Origin of the sequence: Psychrobacillus sp. NPDC096389, from assembly GCF_044762855.1 — a bacterium.
GTDB lineage: Bacteria > Bacillota > Bacilli > Bacillales_A > Planococcaceae > Psychrobacillus.
The window spans coordinates 58246-75501 of record NZ_JBIWFB010000008.1; the positions used below are offsets into that span (position 1 = coordinate 58246).

16 protein-coding genes are annotated in these 17256 nt (G+C 37.7%); 15 read left to right on the plus strand and 1 reads right to left on the minus strand.

Annotated features, from left to right (window positions below; genetic code table 11):
* Positions 1–41: 41 nt before the first annotated feature.
* From ACIQ38_RS17665 to ACIQ38_RS17715, 11 genes are all read left to right on the plus strand, one after another.
* Positions 42–1607, plus strand: coding sequence for an AMP-binding protein (locus ACIQ38_RS17665; protein ID WP_402826022.1), 1566 nt, complete (start codon positions 42–44; stop codon positions 1605–1607).
* Positions 1608–1625: 18 nt separating this feature from the next.
* Complete coding sequence (locus ACIQ38_RS17670; protein WP_402826025.1) at positions 1626–2972, plus strand: MFS transporter; 1347 nt, start codon at positions 1626–1628, stop codon at positions 2970–2972.
* A 403-nt stretch (positions 2973–3375) separates the two neighbouring features.
* A complete protein-coding gene (locus tag ACIQ38_RS17675) occupies positions 3376–4149 on the plus strand; it encodes a 3D domain-containing protein (RefSeq protein ID WP_402826028.1) in 774 nt (257 codons plus the stop codon).
* A gap of 120 nt (positions 4150–4269) precedes the next feature.
* Complete coding sequence (purU, locus tag ACIQ38_RS17680; RefSeq protein ID WP_402826031.1) at positions 4270–5178, plus strand: formyltetrahydrofolate deformylase; 909 nt, start codon at positions 4270–4272, stop codon at positions 5176–5178.
* A 594-nt stretch (positions 5179–5772) separates the two neighbouring features.
* Complete coding sequence (locus ACIQ38_RS17685) at positions 5773–6861, plus strand: ABC transporter substrate-binding protein (RefSeq protein WP_402826034.1); 1089 nt, start codon at positions 5773–5775, stop codon at positions 6859–6861.
* A complete protein-coding gene (locus ACIQ38_RS17690) occupies positions 6851–7687 on the plus strand; it encodes an alkaline phosphatase family protein (RefSeq protein ID WP_402826036.1) in 837 nt (278 codons plus the stop codon). Before ACIQ38_RS17685 ends, ACIQ38_RS17690 begins: the two co-directional genes overlap by 11 nt.
* 163 nt (positions 7688–7850) lie before the next feature.
* Complete coding sequence (locus ACIQ38_RS17695) at positions 7851–8684, plus strand: ABC transporter permease (protein WP_402826039.1); 834 nt, start codon at positions 7851–7853, stop codon at positions 8682–8684.
* A complete protein-coding gene (locus ACIQ38_RS17700; protein ID WP_402826042.1) occupies positions 8684–9469 on the plus strand; it encodes an ABC transporter permease in 786 nt (261 codons plus the stop codon). The genes ACIQ38_RS17695 and ACIQ38_RS17700 overlap by 1 nt, the downstream gene beginning before the upstream one ends.
* Positions 9466–10470, plus strand: a complete 1005-nt coding sequence (locus tag ACIQ38_RS17705) for an ABC transporter ATP-binding protein (protein WP_402826045.1) — start codon at positions 9466–9468, stop codon at positions 10468–10470. Before ACIQ38_RS17700 ends, ACIQ38_RS17705 begins: the two co-directional genes overlap by 4 nt.
* Complete coding sequence (locus ACIQ38_RS17710; protein ID WP_402826048.1) at positions 10467–11252, plus strand: DeoR/GlpR family DNA-binding transcription regulator; 786 nt, start codon at positions 10467–10469, stop codon at positions 11250–11252. The genes ACIQ38_RS17705 and ACIQ38_RS17710 overlap by 4 nt, the downstream gene beginning before the upstream one ends.
* On the plus strand, positions 11249–12250 hold the full coding sequence (locus ACIQ38_RS17715; protein ID WP_402826051.1) for a histidinol phosphate phosphatase domain-containing protein: 1002 nt from the start codon (positions 11249–11251) through the stop codon (positions 12248–12250). Before ACIQ38_RS17710 ends, ACIQ38_RS17715 begins: the two co-directional genes overlap by 4 nt.
* A gap of 37 nt (positions 12251–12287) precedes the next feature.
* On the opposite strand, the gene ACIQ38_RS17720 is transcribed toward ACIQ38_RS17715, so the two are convergent.
* Entirely contained in the window at positions 12288–13334 is a 1047-nt protein-coding gene (locus ACIQ38_RS17720) for an acyltransferase family protein (protein WP_402826053.1), read from the minus strand.
* 540 nt (positions 13335–13874) lie between these two features.
* Between ACIQ38_RS17720 and ACIQ38_RS17725 the strand changes: the two genes are divergently transcribed.
* The 4 genes from ACIQ38_RS17725 (at position 13875) to ureC (ending at position 17255) form a co-directional block, all read left to right on the plus strand.
* Positions 13875–14315 (plus strand): hypothetical protein, encoded by a 441-nt coding sequence (locus ACIQ38_RS17725; protein WP_402826055.1) that lies wholly within the window; start codon positions 13875–13877, stop codon positions 14313–14315.
* Positions 14316–14904: 589 nt separating this feature from the next.
* Complete coding sequence (locus ACIQ38_RS17730; RefSeq protein WP_402826058.1) at positions 14905–15207, plus strand: urease subunit gamma; 303 nt, start codon at positions 14905–14907, stop codon at positions 15205–15207.
* Positions 15208–15223: 16 nt separating this feature from the next.
* Positions 15224–15538: an urease subunit beta gene (locus ACIQ38_RS17735; protein WP_402826061.1), complete on the plus strand. Its 315-nt coding sequence runs from the start codon at positions 15224–15226 to the stop codon at positions 15536–15538.
* 4 nt (positions 15539–15542) lie between these two features.
* Complete coding sequence (gene ureC, locus ACIQ38_RS17740; RefSeq protein ID WP_402826064.1) at positions 15543–17255, plus strand: urease subunit alpha; 1713 nt, start codon at positions 15543–15545, stop codon at positions 17253–17255.
* Position 17256: the final 1 nt, after the last annotated feature.

Sequence of the window (17256 nt, forward strand, 5' to 3'; positions counted from 1 at the left end):
TAAGCGCTTTACAAACGAATATATAAAGGAAGTGGAGTCTGTTGGATATTATCGGAAAGAAAACATTGCGTGATTTATTGGCCGAAAAAGTAGCTATGCATCGCGATAAGACCTTTCTATTATTTGAAGATAAAGAGGAGAGAAGGTCGGAGTTAACATACGGGGAGTTTGCTTCGAAAGTTAACCGATTAAGTCAAGTTTTCCTTAAATTTGGTGTAAAGAAGGGTACCCATGTCACATTGCATCTTCCCAATAATCTAGAGTTCATCGTTTCATGGTTCGCATTAGCTAATATTGGAGCAATTATGGTACCGACTAATATATTATCTACTTCCGATGAAATGGAATATATATTAAATCATTCAGAATCTCTATTACTCATAACAGAAGAAGAATACGTAGAAAAATTTGAAAGAATCCGCGAGCAGTTGCCTTATTTACAGCAAATATTGCTCGCAAGATATAAAGGAGAAGCGCATAAAGAACAAGACTTAAGCGGGCTAATAGCAGCTGCAAAAGAGGAAGTTCCAACTATTCCATTAGAGTCAGAGGATATTGCAGCAATGCTTTATACATCCGGCACTACCTCAAAACCTAAAGGTGTTCAAATTACTCATGCAAACTATATTTTTACTGGGGAAGTAATGTCCAAATCGATACGTTTAAGTCCTGAGGATCGTCAATTTCTTGTCCTACCTTTATTTCATGGGAATGCGCAGTACTACTCCACCATGTCGGCTTTAGTGGTAGGGGCGAGTGTTGCATTAACGGAAAAATTTAGTGCTTCAAGATATTTTAAACAAGCGAAAAGACTCGGTGTCACGGTAGGTTCATTATTTGCCGCACCAATTCGCATGATTCTTGCACAAAACTATGATCCTACTGACAAAGATCATAGTATCCGCATTATTTGGTTTGCACAGATGGTATCTGAAAATCAGTTGGAGCAATTTGAAGAAAAATATGGCGTTTCTTTGCTTCAAATGTATGGAATGACGGAAACAGTCGGTGTGCCGCTTATGAATCCACTGGATGGTATTCGTAAAAACTTGAGTATTGGTAAGCCAACAATCGGGTATGAAGTATTGGTTGTTGATGAGAATGGCAATGAAGTACCGATTGGTCAAGCAGGTCAGATTATTGTAAAAGGGGTTCCTGGGCGTACGCTTATGAAAGGCTATTTTAAAAACGAAGAGGCCACAAAAGAGACGCTTCAAAATGGGTGGTTGCATACTGGGGACAATGCAAGAATTGGAGAAGACGGCTATTTCTATTTTGTAGACCGAATAAAAGATATGATCAAAAGATCTGGAGAAAATGTTGCGGCAAATGAAGTAGAAAGCGTTCTTGCAATGCATCCAAGTGTATATGAAACGGCAGTAATTGGAATTCCAGATGATATGCGTGATGAAGCAATTAAGGCTTACGTTATTTTACACGATGATAAATACGTTACAGAGGAAGAGCTACTTGAATTTTGCCGTGTGCGTTTAGCGAAGTTTAAAGTTCCGGATGTAATTGAATTTACGAATGAGTTTCCGCGAACATCGGTAGGAAAGATTCAAAAACATATTCTTAGACTAGGGACATCAAAAGTGAATATTTAAGTAAGAGGAGGAGAATTAATGAAGAAAAATCGCGTTCTATTTGCAAGTTTGGCAGGATCGGTTATTGAATGGTATGACTTCTATTTGTATGGTACCGCAACTGCTTTAGTATTTTCTACTCTCTTTTTTCCGAATCATGACCCAACCGTTTCCGTTCTAATTGCATTCGCTACGTTTGGAGCGGGGTATGCAGCTAGACCAATAGGAAGTATTATTTTTGGACATATGGGAGATAAGATTGGTCGAAAGGCCACCTTAATGATCACGCTAATTGGGATGGGAGGAAGTTCCTTCTTAATCGGTTTGTTGCCTACGTATGCGCAAATCGGGATTTGGGCACCTGTTGTTCTCGTTGTACTTAGACTCCTACAAGGAATTGCGCTTGGAGGAGAGTGGGGAGGAGCAGTCCTTTTGGCAACAGAAAGTGCACCTAAAGGAGTTAGGGGACTTTACGGATCTATCCCACAATTAGGTGTGCCGCTTGGTTTAGTTGCAGGTACATTCAGTTTTACGATAATTAGTTCACTTACAACGAATGCACAGTTTTTAGCATGGGGCTGGAGAATTCCTTTCCTATTCAGTATTGTACTAATCGGATTGGCTCTTTGGATTCGTAGTGGTATAGATGAAACACCTGCTTTCCAAAAGCAAAAGGATAGCGGTGAAATTGTGAAGATTCCAATTGTGCAAACGTTTAAAACGAATTGGAGAAGTTTATTGCAAATAATCGGATTGAAAATAGGAGATGGCTTCTTTAATGTATTCCTTATGTCCTATGTTCTTGTTTTTGCAACGACTTATTTAGGATATTCACGAGATACCGCCTTACTAGCATTAACTATTAGCTGTGCGACGATGCTTTTAACTATTCCAATTATGGGTTATCTTTCAGACTTTATAGGAAGAAAAGTAATTTATATTAGTGGAGTGGTACTAATGTTATTATTGTCTGTTCCATATTTCGTCTTGGTTGGACAAAGCGTTACATTGTTCTTTATTATGCAAGTTGCGCTTCTAGGTGTAATTTGGGCTGCAATTTTTGCCACACAAGGGACATTTTTCTCGGAGCTATTTCCAGCTAACATTCGGTATACAGGTTTATCATTCGGATACCAATTTGCTGCTGCAATCGTTGGGTTTGGACCGATGATATGGACTGCAATGGCTGCCAAATACGGAGCAAATTCCTGGGTATTCGGCGGTTTTATGATGGGTGGTCTTGCGATTTCACTAATTATTGCCTTGTTTACCGCTGATACTAGAAAAGTAACGCAGTATGAAGACTTGGAAGAACTAGAAGTCCAACAAGATGCTTCATCTAACCTTGTAGATTCATTAACTTTAAATAGCACTGTAAAAGAATAAAGTATTTGAATATAAGGAAACCAGGTTAGCAATTGGGCTAACCTGGTTTTTTGTATGTAAAGTAATATAAAGATTTTATACATACCTAGAATTATTCGTAATGGTCATGGCACGACTATAATTTTCACCGGTTTCTTATAAAAGCAGCTAGAAATCATCATACAGTACTTCTTTTTAAACTAACTATGCAGGGATGCCATAGAACCAAGTTGTTCTATTAAATTTCTATTTTCTTACATTAGAATTGTTTCAAAAATAAAGCCATTTTCTAAAACAGATTTTAGGTGTTTTAGAGGGAGGCTTCTTTTTATTTTATTAGAATGTTTGTTTTTCAAAGTTTTTGGGCAAGACTGTGTCGTAATAAAAATGTTTCACAGTTTACTTGTAAAGGAGGAGTATTATTTTGAAGTTTAGAACATTTTTGTTCATTGTGCTTATAGCATTCTCAACAAACACTGTAACAGAAGCAGCGAATCTGGCCCCTATGGGAATGGGTGGAGGCGATTTTGAATCATTTAATGGGTTTCCAAAAGAAAATGATTTACCATTCCAATATGCTCTAGATTTAGGATTAGTTAATTATCCACCAGTGGAACTGGAGGAGGAGCCTCAAGGATACAGAGTGATGGAAGGGGATAATTTGTTTCGCATCGCGCTAAAACACAATATTTCACTAGAGTCGTTGATTGAGTGGAATAATTTAACGGGAGATATTATACATCCTGGAGATGAACTGATTGTGAGTGATACAGGTTTGGAAGTAGAGCCAGTTCACAAAAAGCCGGATCGGAAGGTGGCGGCAGTTTCCACCCCAATTGTAACATCACCACCGATTGAAGAACCGGTGGTGAAGGAAGAAAAAGTAGAAGTGGTAGAGGCACAAGTAGTAAACGAATTAACAGTTACAGCAACTGCTTATACTGCATACTGTACAGGCTGTTCCGGAACGACAGCATATGGAATTGACTTGCGTTCCAATCCAAATCAGAAAGTAATCGCCGTAGATCCAAGAATTATTCCACTCGGTACGAAAGTTTGGGTGGAAGGTTATGGAGAGGCCATTGCTGGTGATACAGGTGGAGCTATTAAAGGGCATAAAATTGATGTATTCATTCCTTCTTATGATAGTGCGATGGAATGGGGAGTCAAAAAGGTTAAACTTAAAGTACTCAATTAATAAAGGAGAACCTATGCAAAATGTTTGCATAGGTTTTTTATATGAAAAGTAGTGTTGAGAATATTTTAATAATAGTGCATAATGAGAAAACTGATAAGTTAGTTGAGGAGATGTGCTTATATGACTATTAATACACAAGTTAAAGTGAATTCGAAGCAACAACATAAGCAATTAGAAAATAGAGGTTGTTTGCTAGTGAAGTGTCCTGATAAACCAGGTATAGTATCTATCCTATCTACATTTTTACATAATCACGAGTCTAATATTATCGAGTCTAGCCAATATTCTAGCGACCCGGAAAACGGTATGTTTTTTATACGTATCGAGTATCACCGTGAAAACTTGCTAAACGAGAAAGAAAAAATGGAAAGTGACTTTCTTGATATTGCGGCGATTCATGAAATGGATTACGATTTTTCTTACCGCAACGAACGAAAGCGCTCTGCGATATTTGTATCAAAAGAAATACACTGCTTGATGGAGCTTTTGTGGGAATGGCAAAATGGAGATCTTGATACGGATATCGTCGTTGTTATTAGCAATCACGAAGATGCTCGCCCAATCGTAGAATCATTAGGAATTCCTTTTCATTACATTCCGGCAAATAAAGATATTCGGAAACAGGTGGAAGAAGAACAGATTCGCTTGATGGACAAGTATGAGGTTGACTTATTAATTTTGGCGAGATATATGCAAATTTTGACTCCAGACTTTGTTGGTCATTTTGAGAGTCGAATTATTAATATTCACCATTCCTTTTTGCCGGCGTTTATAGGAGCTGGACCATATGAGCGTGCATATGAACGAGGTGTGAAATTAATCGGGGCTACTTCCCATTATGTGACGAATAATTTAGACGAAGGACCAATCATCGAGCAGGACGTGGAACGAGTGGATCATCGAGATGATGTTGTTAATTTAAAGAAAATTGGACGCCAAATTGAGCGCCGGGTACTTGCTAAAGCAGTAAAATGGCATTTAGAGAATCGCATAATTGTAGAAGGAAATAAAACAATTGTGTTTCATTAATAATAAATAGATCCAGGTTAGAGACTATCGTTATTCGTTTCTAATCTGGATTTTTTTGTATTTAGTAAGAAGTCGTTAAATATATGTGCTTTCTACCGAAAATATAATATGGATTTTTTAAAGATACTGCGTCTTACGGCCAAGTATCGGTTCTTGATACTTGAAGAATAACGCCAACTTGTAAATACGTAATGTTTCCAAAAAAAGAGTCACCATCATCGTCGTCTCACTCTAAGTGAACTTGTTGTTATAAGAATTAGATGCTTTCAGCGGCAATTCAGTTGCTCTCGCGCTGATTTGGTTGCTTTCAGTCTAGAACTGGTTGCTTCTAATAGCTATTTGATTGCCCTTAGCCATTCTCTGGAACTTTGTGTCATACCCTGCAGGAGCGTTAGCGACGTATCGGCTCGTTACTCGCCCATAGAAAGTAAAACGCCGCCACACTATCTCTATATATCACAAACTAATCTTAACAAAACCTCAACAATTTTTACTCAACATTATTAACTCCTCCATACTACCTTAATGTTTGTTTCGTAACATAAATCTTGTAAGCAAATCAAAACAAACACAAACAAACGGAGGTATTCATTCATGTCTTTTAAGCGAGTTTGGAAGAAAAGTCTAATCGGTGTACTTGCAGTATCTATTTTAGCGGCTTGTTCAGACAGTTCGGCGAAATCAACTGTGAATGGCAACGATTTATCAGTAGATGAAATTATTACAAAAGCAAAAGAGGAAGGTACAGTAAATTCAGTAGGGATGCCAGATACTTGGGCGAACTGGGTGGAAACTTGGGAAGAGCTCGGAACGGAATATAACTTGAAACATTCAGATACTGATATGTCTAGTGCAGAAGAACTGGCAAAGTTTGAAGCAGAGAAGGAAGATGCAACGGCTGATATCGGAGATGTTGGTATTGCGTTTGGACCGATTGCCAAAGACAAAGATTTAACATTGGCTTATAAAACTTCTTACTGGGATGATATTCCGGATTGGGCAAAAGACGATGAAGGCCACTGGGTTGTTGGATATACAGGAACAATGTCCTTTTTAACAGATACAAACAATGTGAAAAATCCACCTAAATCTTGGGACGATATTAAAAATGGTGATTTCAATGTAAGTATTGGAGATGCATTAACTGCTAACCAAGCGCAGTTTGCTATTTTAGCAGCGGCAATGGCCTATGGCGGAGATGAGAAAAACCTACAACCGGGTATTGATTTCTTTGCAGAGCTTGCGAAACAGGGGCGTTTACAAGGGGATCCATCTGTTGCGAACTTGGAAAAAGGAGAAATTGATGTCGCTATTATGTGGGATTTCAATTCGTTAGGATACCGCAATCAAATTGATGAGTCACGTTTTGAAGTAGTCATTCCAGAAGAAGGTTCAGTTATTTCCGGATATGCAACGGTTATTAATAAATACGCAAAAAATCCACATGCTGCGATGTTAGCTCGTGAATATATTTTATCGGATGCTGGACAAGAGAATTTAGCAAAAGGTTATGCTCGTCCTATTCGTGAAAATGTAGAGCTTTCTGCAGAAGTAGAAGCTTTATTATTACCAGCGGAAATGTATACAAATGCAAAGCCAGTAGGCGATCAAAAAGCATGGGAAGAAACAACGAAACAAATTCCGCAAATGTACCAAGAACAGGTGTTAATTCATGTCAAATAATCGTGTAGTTCTTATCGTGGTAGATGCCCTTAGATATGATACCGCATGTACACATATGGGATTTATGCAACATTTAGTGGAAAGGGGGGCTGCTGCGCGCTATGAAGTGCGCTCAGAAGTCCCGTCACTATCTCGCCCATTATATGAGACGATATTAACGGGTACACCACCCATTATTCATGGTGTCACAAGTAATGTTACTGTACGTTTGTCCAATCAAACAAGCTTATTCCACTTAGCAAAAGAGAGTGGGAAAACAACCGCTGCTGCTGCTTATCATTGGGTAAGTGAACTGTATAATCGTGCTCCTTTTAATCATTTTACCGATCGGATTCAATTGGATACCGATCTTCCGATTGAAAATGGCTTATTTTATTTCGAGGATCATTATCCAGATAGTCATTTATTCGCAGAAGCAGCTTGGCTAATGAATGAGAAGCAGCCTGACTTTCTATATATTCATCCGATGAATGTGGATGATGATGGACATAAGTTTACGGCAGATTCCAAGGAATATCGTAATCGTGTATTAGCGGTCGATGCAATTCTTTCCATGTTCATTCCTTACTGTTTAGAGCAAGGATATGAGGTTGTGGTGACTGCGGATCATGGAATGACGAGCGATGGAAATCATGGTGGTAATACGATAGAGGATCGACATGTTCCGATGTTTGTATTGTCAAGGCAATTGAAACCGGGTATTTATGAAGGAATTGTTTCACAGCTTCAAGTGGCACCATTAGTTTGTCAATTACTAGATATAGAGCCTTCAGAAGAAATGGTTCCTCTTCTTCTGGATGGTGCAAGTATGAAAAAAGAGGCCTAGTGCCTCTTTTCTATTTAACTTCATTCCTCAGAATTTTGTGAAATCCAGAAGAATGAAGTTAAAGCCTCCGGTGGATGTCACAGATTTTTCTCTAGTTAGTTCGAGAAAAATCTGGACGCAAATACGCCGAGTCGAATTTCATAAAGGAAGTAGTGATTTTGTTTTGACTTCTAAAAAGCAATTGCTCGTTTGGATATTGCCGTTTTTAATCCTTATCTTGTTATTTTTCATCGTACCATTGCTATATATGGTTATTTCAAGTTTTAGTAGTGGTAATGGTTTTTCGCTCGGACATTATCAAGAGGCATTGACGAGTAGTTATATTTTACAAGGATTTAAAAATAGTATTACCTTGTCTGCTGTGTCAGCCATTATTGCACTAATTGTAACGTTGTTTGCAGTGTATGCGATCATGCGCTTTTCAGAGCCAGTACGTGAGCGTGTTTTAATGGTTTCGAATTTAACATCGAATTTCTCCGGTATACCACTGGCCTTTGCTTTTATCGTGTTGTTAGGGAACAGTGGTTTGTTTACGCTATTATTTGAAAAATGGGGAATCGATTCATTATCGTCGTTCTCTTTATATAGCTGGGGTGGATTACTAATCGTTTATATTTACTTCCAGTTACCTCTTTCCTTAATGCTTTTATATCCAATTTACTATGGAATTCAGCAGCAATGGAAGGATGCAGCGGCATTACTTGGAGCATCGACCTTTCAGTTTTGGAGAAAAATCGGAATTCCTATTATGTTACCAGGGATTGTTGGGACATTTAGTGTGTTGTTTGCCAATGCAATGGGTGCCTATGCATCCGCCTATGCACTGACAGGCAGTAATTATAATTTGGTTGCTATTCGAATTGGGGCCTTATTAAGTGGCGATATTTTTGCGCAACCTGAGCTCGCAAGTGCGATAGCGGTGCTGCTCGGGGTGACGATGGTTATCGCGATGCTATTAAGTGAGTGGAGTATTAAGAAAACAAGGAGGAATTTATAGTGAAAAAAAGAGGTTTTGCGGATCTATTCTTTGTCTTTCTTCTTTTATATTTATTCCTCCCCATTTTAGCAACCATGCTTTATGCGTTTGCAACTAATTGGAACAAAACGGTGTTACCAGAAGGACTAACTTTTAAATGGATATCTACGTTATTCCAGGATTCTAGTTTTATCGAGGCGTTTGGACGATCGGTGCTGCTTTCTGGAGGGGCGGTAATACTTGCTTTATTGTTTATAGTTCCTGCGATTTTTGTTATCGTCCTTTATTTTCCAAAGTATGAGAAATGGATTCAAGCGGCAGTTGTGATGGTTTATGCATTTCCAGGTGTCATATTGGCGGTTGGGTTAATCCGTGCGTATGCTCATATTGGAGTACCGATGATATTAGCAGTACTCGGGGTATATGTGATTAGTATATTGCCTTACATTTATCAAGGGACTCGTAATAGTTTACGCAGTGTGAATGCAAAACAGTTATTGGATGCTGCTGAGTTGTTAGGTGCATCTAAAGCTCAAGCTTTTACGAAGGTGTTATTACCAGCTGTATATCCGGGGCTGTTTGCTGGTGCGTTACTATCATTTTCCGTGTTGTTCGGCGAATTTGTTTTGATTAACTTAGTAGTTGGTTCACGATTTGAAACGGTCCAAATTTATTTGATGAAAAAGCTAAGTACAAGTGGTCATATTGCGAGTAGCGTGGTGTTTGTTTACTTAGTATTAATGGGTATTTTAACATTTATCATATCTATGTTAACGAAACGATCAAAAGGGGCGGCAAAAGTATGAGTTATGTTGTAATTGAAGGTCTTCATAAAACGTATGGCACGAATGCGGTGTTATCCAATATTAATATGACAATCGAAGAAGGCGAGTTTGTAACGTTACTTGGCCCAAGTGGTTGTGGGAAAAGTACCATTTTACGTATTGTCGCTGGTTTAACCGATGCGACTTCAGGCAACGTGAAAATTGAAGGAATAAATATGAACAATATCCAACCGAAAAATCGGGAAGTAGGAATGGTGTTTCAGTCTTACGCATTATTTCCGAATATGACGGTAAAAGAAAACGTCGCATTCGGTTTGAAAATGAAAAAAATGAACCTGATTGAAATAGAGCAAAAAGTGAAAGATGCATTAGCACTCGTGCATCTATCTGATAAAGAAAATGCTTTTCCACATGAATTATCTGGAGGGCAGCAACAAAGGGTTGCATTAGCAAGAGCATTGATTGTACGCCCAAAAGTGTTGCTTTTAGATGAACCATTAAGTGCATTAGATGCGCAAATTCGTAAAAAGTTACAAGCAGATCTACGTTCGATTCAAACGGAGCTTGGCATGACGATGGTTTTAGTGACGCATGACCAAGAAGAAGCGATGGCGGTATCGGATAAAATATTCGTGATGAATAAAGGAGAAATTGCGCAAGCAGGATCTCCAACAGAGATATATACGAAACCAGAAAGTGAATTCGTTGCGAATTTCATCGGGCATTATAATGTATTTACGAAAAAAGAATTGGAGCAAATGATTGGAGAAAAGTTACCTACTGAAAGAGAGAAGTTTGCAATTCGCCCGGAAGCTATTCACTTTAAAGCAAACGAAGGAGATTTTAGTTTCTCAGGTATTGCGAAAGAGACTGTGATGAGTGGAAATGTTATTCGAACTTTTTTTCAAGTAGGGGAATGTACTTTTTCTGTGGAGCAGTTACATGATAGAGAAGCTTCAGTAATGCTTGGCAATACGTATGAATGCTATGTGTCACAAGAAGATGTGGTTGCATTAATATGACTTATTCCAAATTAGAACGTTTTGAACATATTTTAAGTAAGCTAGAGTTCAATCGAAAGATTGTTGTCTCCGTTATTGCAGAAGAGTTAAATGTGGCACCTGAAACGATTCGTCGTGATTTTGATGAGTTAGAGGAACAACATTTGTTAACAAGAGTGCATGGTGGAGCTGTGAAGTTTATTAATTTACGAAAAGAGCCGGAGTATTTGCGGAAAATGGATATGCAAAAAGAGGCAAAGCGCGAAATAGCTCGTGTCGCAGCAACGCATATTAAAGACGGAGATACGGTAGCGATAGATGTCGGGACAACTACTGTCCATATTGCAGATTTTCTCGTGGAAGTGAATAATCTAACGGTCGTGACAAACTCTATTTCTGCTGCGATAAGATTTAACGTCGCTTTAGAGGACAAAAGGATGACCGGGAAAGTAATCTTACTCGGAGGGACGACGAATCCAGAACAATCCTCTGTTTCTGGAGCCATGACATTAGAATGGCTAAGTCGCATGAATTTGGATAAAGCCTTTTTATCATGCGGAGGAATAGATCAAGGGATTGTTTATGATTATGATTTGGATGAATCACTGGTTTCTGCAAAGATGATAGAAAATAGTTTTTGTCGCATATTATTAGCGGATACGATGAAGGTAAATAGAAAGTCTTTTTACACGATATGTAATTTGAATGACATTTCGGAAGTTATTTGTAATGAAGAACGTCCTGTTAATTGGACAAAGTTTGAAGGAAAATGGACAGTAATAGATGGAGGTAAGTGTAAATGAAAATGGATTATCATGTACATTTGGAAGAAGGCCCTTACTCGTTTGGTTGGTTGGAGCGAACTTCTCAAGCTATTGCTGCTTTAAATGAACCAGAGGGACCTAAAAAAGGCTCGAAGGAATTTATAACTTGGCAAATAAATGCGTTGAAAAATAGATTAGATCAAGGTTGTTATAGTGAAGAGTGGCTAGACTTTTACTTAATGCGAGCAAAACAGCTCGGATTGAAGGAAGTCGGTATTGTCGATCACTTATATCGTTTTCACGAGACAAAAGCGTATTTTGAAAAAAATATTATTTTAGATGAATCAGATTTAGGAAGAATGCAACGATATTGGTTGGATAGCGTGATGACGGAAGATATGCATGATTTTGTAGATACCATTTTGAAAGCGAAAGAAAAATGGCATCGTCAAGGTGTCGAGTTAAAATTAGGAATTGAAGCGGATTATTTTGTTGGATGCGAGTCGGAGCTTATGGAGCTATTAAATGAGTATCCATGGGATTATGTGATTGGTTCAGTTCATTTCGTAGATGGCTGGGGATTCGATAATCCACAAACCATCGATAAGTTTGATAGCATGGATTTGAAAGCATTGTATGAGCAATTTTTTACGACGGTGGAAAAAGCAATTCTCTCGGGGCTGTTTGATTTTGTAGCGCATTTGGATAATTTAAAAGTGTTTAATTTTCAAGTAGATGATACAGACTTTTTAATGACTTGGTATAAACGAATTGCGGATGCACTCGTTGATACCGGGACTGCAACGGAAGTAAATGCTGGGCTCTATTATCGTTATCCAGTGAAAGAAATGTGCCCAGGGCCCGATTTTGTAAAGGTATTAGTGGAACGTGGTGTAGATTTTACTGTGTCCTCGGATTCCCATTATCCGGATGACTTAGGGAAATTTACGGTTGTAAATGCAGATATGTTGAAGTGTTTAGGTGTTCAAAAGCTTGTGGGATTCGACAAGCGGATAAAGAAATTTCATTCTTTGTAAAAAGATAACCTCTTCCCATGAAAGGAAGAGGTCATTTTTATAAATGAATTGGTTTTTTTGCACGAATATCTCCAAGAAAGAACTTTCCATAAGGGATCAATTTTTGAATAACAACGGAAGCAATAATTGGAATTGCCAAACCTAATGTTGTAAATCCTATTAATCCATATTGGAAATAGTCGTTCATAATGATATCTGTAAAAATATGCAAATACATTATGGCAATCGAGTGTTTTTCCACTTTCGCCAACCATTCTAGCGGGAGAATAGTTGTTAGTCTTTGGAAGATACCAAGAATGACAATAATAAAGGCCATTGGAATTACTAAATCGAGCACCAAATGGTCATAGCGCAAAAACTTCATACTCAGGTGATAATCGATCAATCCTATATAATCTGCAGCAATTGCACCGAATACTACTAAGAGAGCACCAAAAATCCACGAAAGCTTTATATTCATCCAAATAGATTTGGCATAATAACCAAGAGAAAAATAGACGATTGCCATAAACACTACATCTAAATTCCATAGCATTGGAATCGTTTGTGCAGCTTCTGCTGGCGTTCCATTAATAACATGCATGGCAAGAATACTTTCTAAATGCGCTACTATATAGAAAATAACAAGCAGCATAATTTGTTTTACACGACTTAAATATTTGGTCATCCATATGAACAATAAATAGGTAAAAAATAATGTCGTTACAAACCAAAAAACTCCGTAGGCACCTCGTACAAAACGCCCTCCGATGACTAGCTTCCATAGGTCTTGGAAATACCAAGAGAGTTCAAAGTTTCCTAATGCTAGTTCCATACTATAACGAACTGCAGTAATAATAAATAAGAAGAATAGATATGGTACCATAAGTTGCATAAATCTCTTCTTAATCGTCACTTTAGTGTCTTGATTATCTTTTATTTCTTTGAAAAATATGCCACTTAACAAGAAAAAAGCCGGCATATGAAACCAGTATATATATTTGATGAATGGGAAATTTAGTTCGCCAGGGTAATGACCGATGACAACAAGAATCATCAAGAACCCTTTCGTAACATCCACCCATGTTAATCTTTTTTGTGCCATACAACTTCCTCCAAAGCATCATTTCTATATGTTTATGTAACCGATAATAAGGGAATATAAACATATAGTACATTTCATTTTGATTACATTTTTATTAAAATCCATTTTTACAGTAAAAATAACATGTTAATATGGATAAAAAATCCTTTTAAAGGCGAAAAAATTAGAATGAAACAAAGTGATTAGCTATGTTTCACTATCTTAAAAAACACTGAGTAAGCCAGGGAAAACAGTCCACAAAAAAAGATTGATAATTTGATTCAAACCATTTCTATAACTAGAAATCTTCTTTCATGCCTAAAGTGAAAGGATAAGAAAACACTGCTCCTTCCCTTGACTAATACTAAAATAAAGTTGGGCAAATTGTTAGAAGCAAAACTAAATTATAAGCGAGTTTTAATAATTGTAAAGTCACTTAACAAAACCTGGAAACTTTTTTGGGTGAATTAACTGATAAAATATGATAAGGAGGGTTCGATATATAAAAAAGGGGTATAATTAAATTAAGTAATTTATGAGAGTGTCGAAAGGAGTGTTTTTATGATAGAAAATTTTCAATATGAAAAAGAAATTTTTGGAGGCTTGCCTCATAATATAATACAATTTAGTTTCTCTTTTCAAGACAACACATTCAAAGGGCATTATAAAGATGGAGAAATTAATTGGTTTCATCCAAAACCTGAGCGGCTTGTAGAGGATACGCTTCCTCATGAGATAGAAGAGGAAGTACTGAAGAAAATAGAACAAGAGCTAGGAATATTTATACTAATGGATAATTTTCAAGTGGAAAGAATCTTCGAAGGTTTGCCTCACGAGGTCATTGAATTTAGTTTCAATATGGATGATAGGACCTTCAAAGGTCATTTTAAAGATGGAGAAATTAGTTGGTTTGATCCTAAATCTACCCATCATACGGAAGAAATCCTTTCGGATGAAGTGGAAGCTGCAGTGCTAAAAAAATTAGGACCATATTTATCGTAAGACAGCCGATGTGCTGTCTTTCTTTCTAATATTGAATTATTAAATAGACATATTTATCAACTGTAACTATAATAAAAAATAGTGATTGAAATTTGTTTTCAGATATGTACATGAGTAGATAATCTGTAAAGATGAAAAGTAACATTACCTTCCCCCGCTTGCTTATTTTAGGCAGGCTTCTTCTAAATCCACTAAATCTATCAGAAAGAACTTTAACTTACGAAAGCACTAGTTGCTGCATACAATTAAAGAGAATTGAACGCAATGCATAAGCCCATAGCTTACAGCAAAATGCAACATCACAAAATTCTCTGAATAGTTATTTTATAGATAAACTATAGGAATGCCAATTTTTGGTGCGTTCTAATATAGGTTCTTTTTGTTGTATAAATTATTATTTATTAACCTAAACTTACCTCTGAAAGACGCTTCCTATTTATAGGAATTTTTACTAGTACTTTTCATACGAAAAGGAGAACTTTCAGGTTATGAAATTGTATTTATATTATCGGAAAATACTGTTTTCAATCTACTATATAGACTTAAAAATGAGATAAAACTATTTCATTTTACGATTGGAGGAAATGCCGTGCATTTGTTACCGCGCGAACAAGAAAAATTATTAATCGTCGTTGCAGCAGACTTAGCAAGACGCCGAAAAGAAAGAGGCTTAAAGCTGAACCATCCGGAAGCAGTATCACTAATTACGTATGAAATATTAGAGGGTGCTCGTGATGGAAAAACGGTAGCTGAACTAATGGCTTTTGGTGCCACTATTTTATCAGCGGAAGATGTAATGGACGGTGTTCCAGAGATGATCGACGATGTGCAAGTGGAGGCCACATTCCCAGATGGCGTAAAGCTTGTTACCGTACATTCACCAATTCGTTAAGAAGGAGGATTTCGATATGATACCGGGAGAATACGTTTTAAAAGAGGACGACATTGTTTGTAATGAAGGAAAAGAAACGAAAATAATTTCAGTTGTAAATAATGGAGATCGCCCTATACAAGTTGGTTCGCATTTTCACTTCTTTGAGATTAACAGCTGGATTGAATTTGATCGAAAAGAGGCTTTTGGTTTTCGCTTGAATATTCCAGCAGGTTCGGCTGTTCGCTTTGAACCAGGGGATCCAAAAGAAATTGAACTTGTAGCTTTTGGTGGAGAACGACGCGTTTATGGGCTGAACAATAAAACTGAAGGATCATTAGATCGGGGGTAATACGATGAGTTTCAAAATGACAAGACAACAGTATGCTTCTATGTACGGTCCAACAACCGGGGATGCTGTTCGTCTAGCGGATACTGAACTTTTTATCGAAATTGAGAAAGACTACACAACTTATGGTGAAGAAGTTGTGTTCGGTGGAGGTAAAGTAATTCGTGATGGAATGGGGAGTCATCCTCTTGCAACACGTGATGAAAATATTCCGGATTTAGTAATTACGAATGTAATTGTTTTAGACTATACAGGTATTTACAAAGCAGATGTTGCAATACGTGACAGTAAAATTGTTGCGATAGGAAAAGCGGGAAATCCATTATTAATGGATAATGTGGATATCGTTATTGGAGCATCTACAGAAATAATAGCTGGTGAACATAAAATTTTGACAGCTGGTGGTATTGATACACATGTGCATTTTATCAACCCGGCACAAATTGAGACGGCGCTTACAGCTGGACTTACGACCTTAATCGGAGGAGGAACTGGCCCTGCAGAAGGTTCAAAAGCAACAACGGTAACTCCAGGTGAATGGCATATGCATCGTATGTTAGAAGCAGCAGAAGATATGCCGATTAATGTTGGCTTCTTAGGTAAAGGTCATGCGGCGGCAGAAGAACCACTTGCTGAGCAAATTCGTGCAGGTGCAATTGGCTTAAAAGTACATGAAGATTGGGGTGCAACTTACTCTTCTATCGACATGTCGTTAAAAGTTGCCGACGAATACGATGTTCAAGTGGCGATTCATACAGATACACTAAACGAAGGTGGATTTGTTGAAAATACAGTTTCTGCGTTCAAAGATCGAGTGATTCATACGTTCCATACAGAAGGAGCGGGTGGTGGACATGCCCCTGATATTATAAAAGTGGCAAGTCAGATGAATGTACTTCCGGCATCTACTAACCCAACGCTACCTTTTACTGTAAATACAATAGACGAGCATTTAGATATGTTAATGGTTTGTCATCATTTAAGCCCTGACATTCCGGAAGATGTAGCTTTTGCGGATTCCCGTATTCGTGCGGAAACAATTGCTGCGGAAGATATTCTACAAGACTTAGGAGTATTTAGTATAACTAGTTCAGACTCTCAAGCAATGGGACGTATCGGAGAAGTGCTAATTCGTACATGGCAAACAGCGGATAAAATGAAAAAACAACGTGGAAAGCTTGAAGGAGACGAAGGCATCGGTGACAACAATCGTGTAAAACGATACGTTGCAAAATATACGATTAATCCTGCAATCGCACACGGTATTTCCGATTATGTAGGATCTATTGAAGTAGGAAAATTCGCAGATTTAGTTTTATGGGAACCGAGATTTTTTGGTGTAAAACCAAGCATGATTCTTAAAGGTGGAATTGCGGTACAGAGCTTAATGGGAGATGCAAATGCATCTATTCCAACTCCACAACCTATTCTTTATCGTCCTATGTACGGAACGATGGGGAAAGCGAAATATAAAGCATCTATTACATTTATCTCGACTGCGGCATATGAAGCGGGTGTACATGAAAAACTTGGCTTACAAAAAACAGTTCTTCCTGTACATGGTATTCGTAATTTAACGAAAAAAGATATGAAACTAAATGGAGAAACGCCGGAAATCGACGTAGATCCAGAAACATATGAAGTGCGTGTAAATGGAGAACTCCTAACATGTGATCCAGTGGATACAGTTCCAATGGGGCAACGATATTTCTTATTCTGAG

Bases quoted from the DNA above. Each gene is read 5' to 3' on its own strand.
- ACIQ38_RS17735 (WP_402826061.1), top strand. From the start codon at position 15,224: ATGATACCGGGAGAATACGTTTTAAAAGAGGACGACATTGTTTGTAAT.
- ACIQ38_RS17670 (WP_402826025.1), top strand. From the start codon at position 1,626: ATGAAGAAAAATCGCGTTCTATTTGCAAGTTTGGCAGGATCGGTTATT.
- ACIQ38_RS17715 (WP_402826051.1), top strand. From the start codon at position 11,249: ATGAAAATGGATTATCATGTACATTTGGAAGAAGGCCCTTACTCGTTT.
- ACIQ38_RS17720 (WP_402826053.1), bottom strand. From the start codon at position 13,334: ATGGCACAAAAAAGATTAACATGGGTGGATGTTACGAAAGGGTTCTTG.
- ACIQ38_RS17705 (WP_402826045.1), top strand. From the start codon at position 9,466: ATGAGTTATGTTGTAATTGAAGGTCTTCATAAAACGTATGGCACGAAT.
- ACIQ38_RS17685 (WP_402826034.1), top strand. From the start codon at position 5,773: ATGTCTTTTAAGCGAGTTTGGAAGAAAAGTCTAATCGGTGTACTTGCA.
- ACIQ38_RS17690 (WP_402826036.1), top strand. From the start codon at position 6,851: ATGTCAAATAATCGTGTAGTTCTTATCGTGGTAGATGCCCTTAGATAT.
- ureC (WP_402826064.1), top strand. From the start codon at position 15,543: ATGAGTTTCAAAATGACAAGACAACAGTATGCTTCTATGTACGGTCCA.
- purU (WP_402826031.1), top strand. From the start codon at position 4,270: ATGACTATTAATACACAAGTTAAAGTGAATTCGAAGCAACAACATAAG.
- ACIQ38_RS17710 (WP_402826048.1), top strand. From the start codon at position 10,467: ATGACTTATTCCAAATTAGAACGTTTTGAACATATTTTAAGTAAGCTA.
- ACIQ38_RS17725 (WP_402826055.1), top strand. From the start codon at position 13,875: ATGATAGAAAATTTTCAATATGAAAAAGAAATTTTTGGAGGCTTGCCT.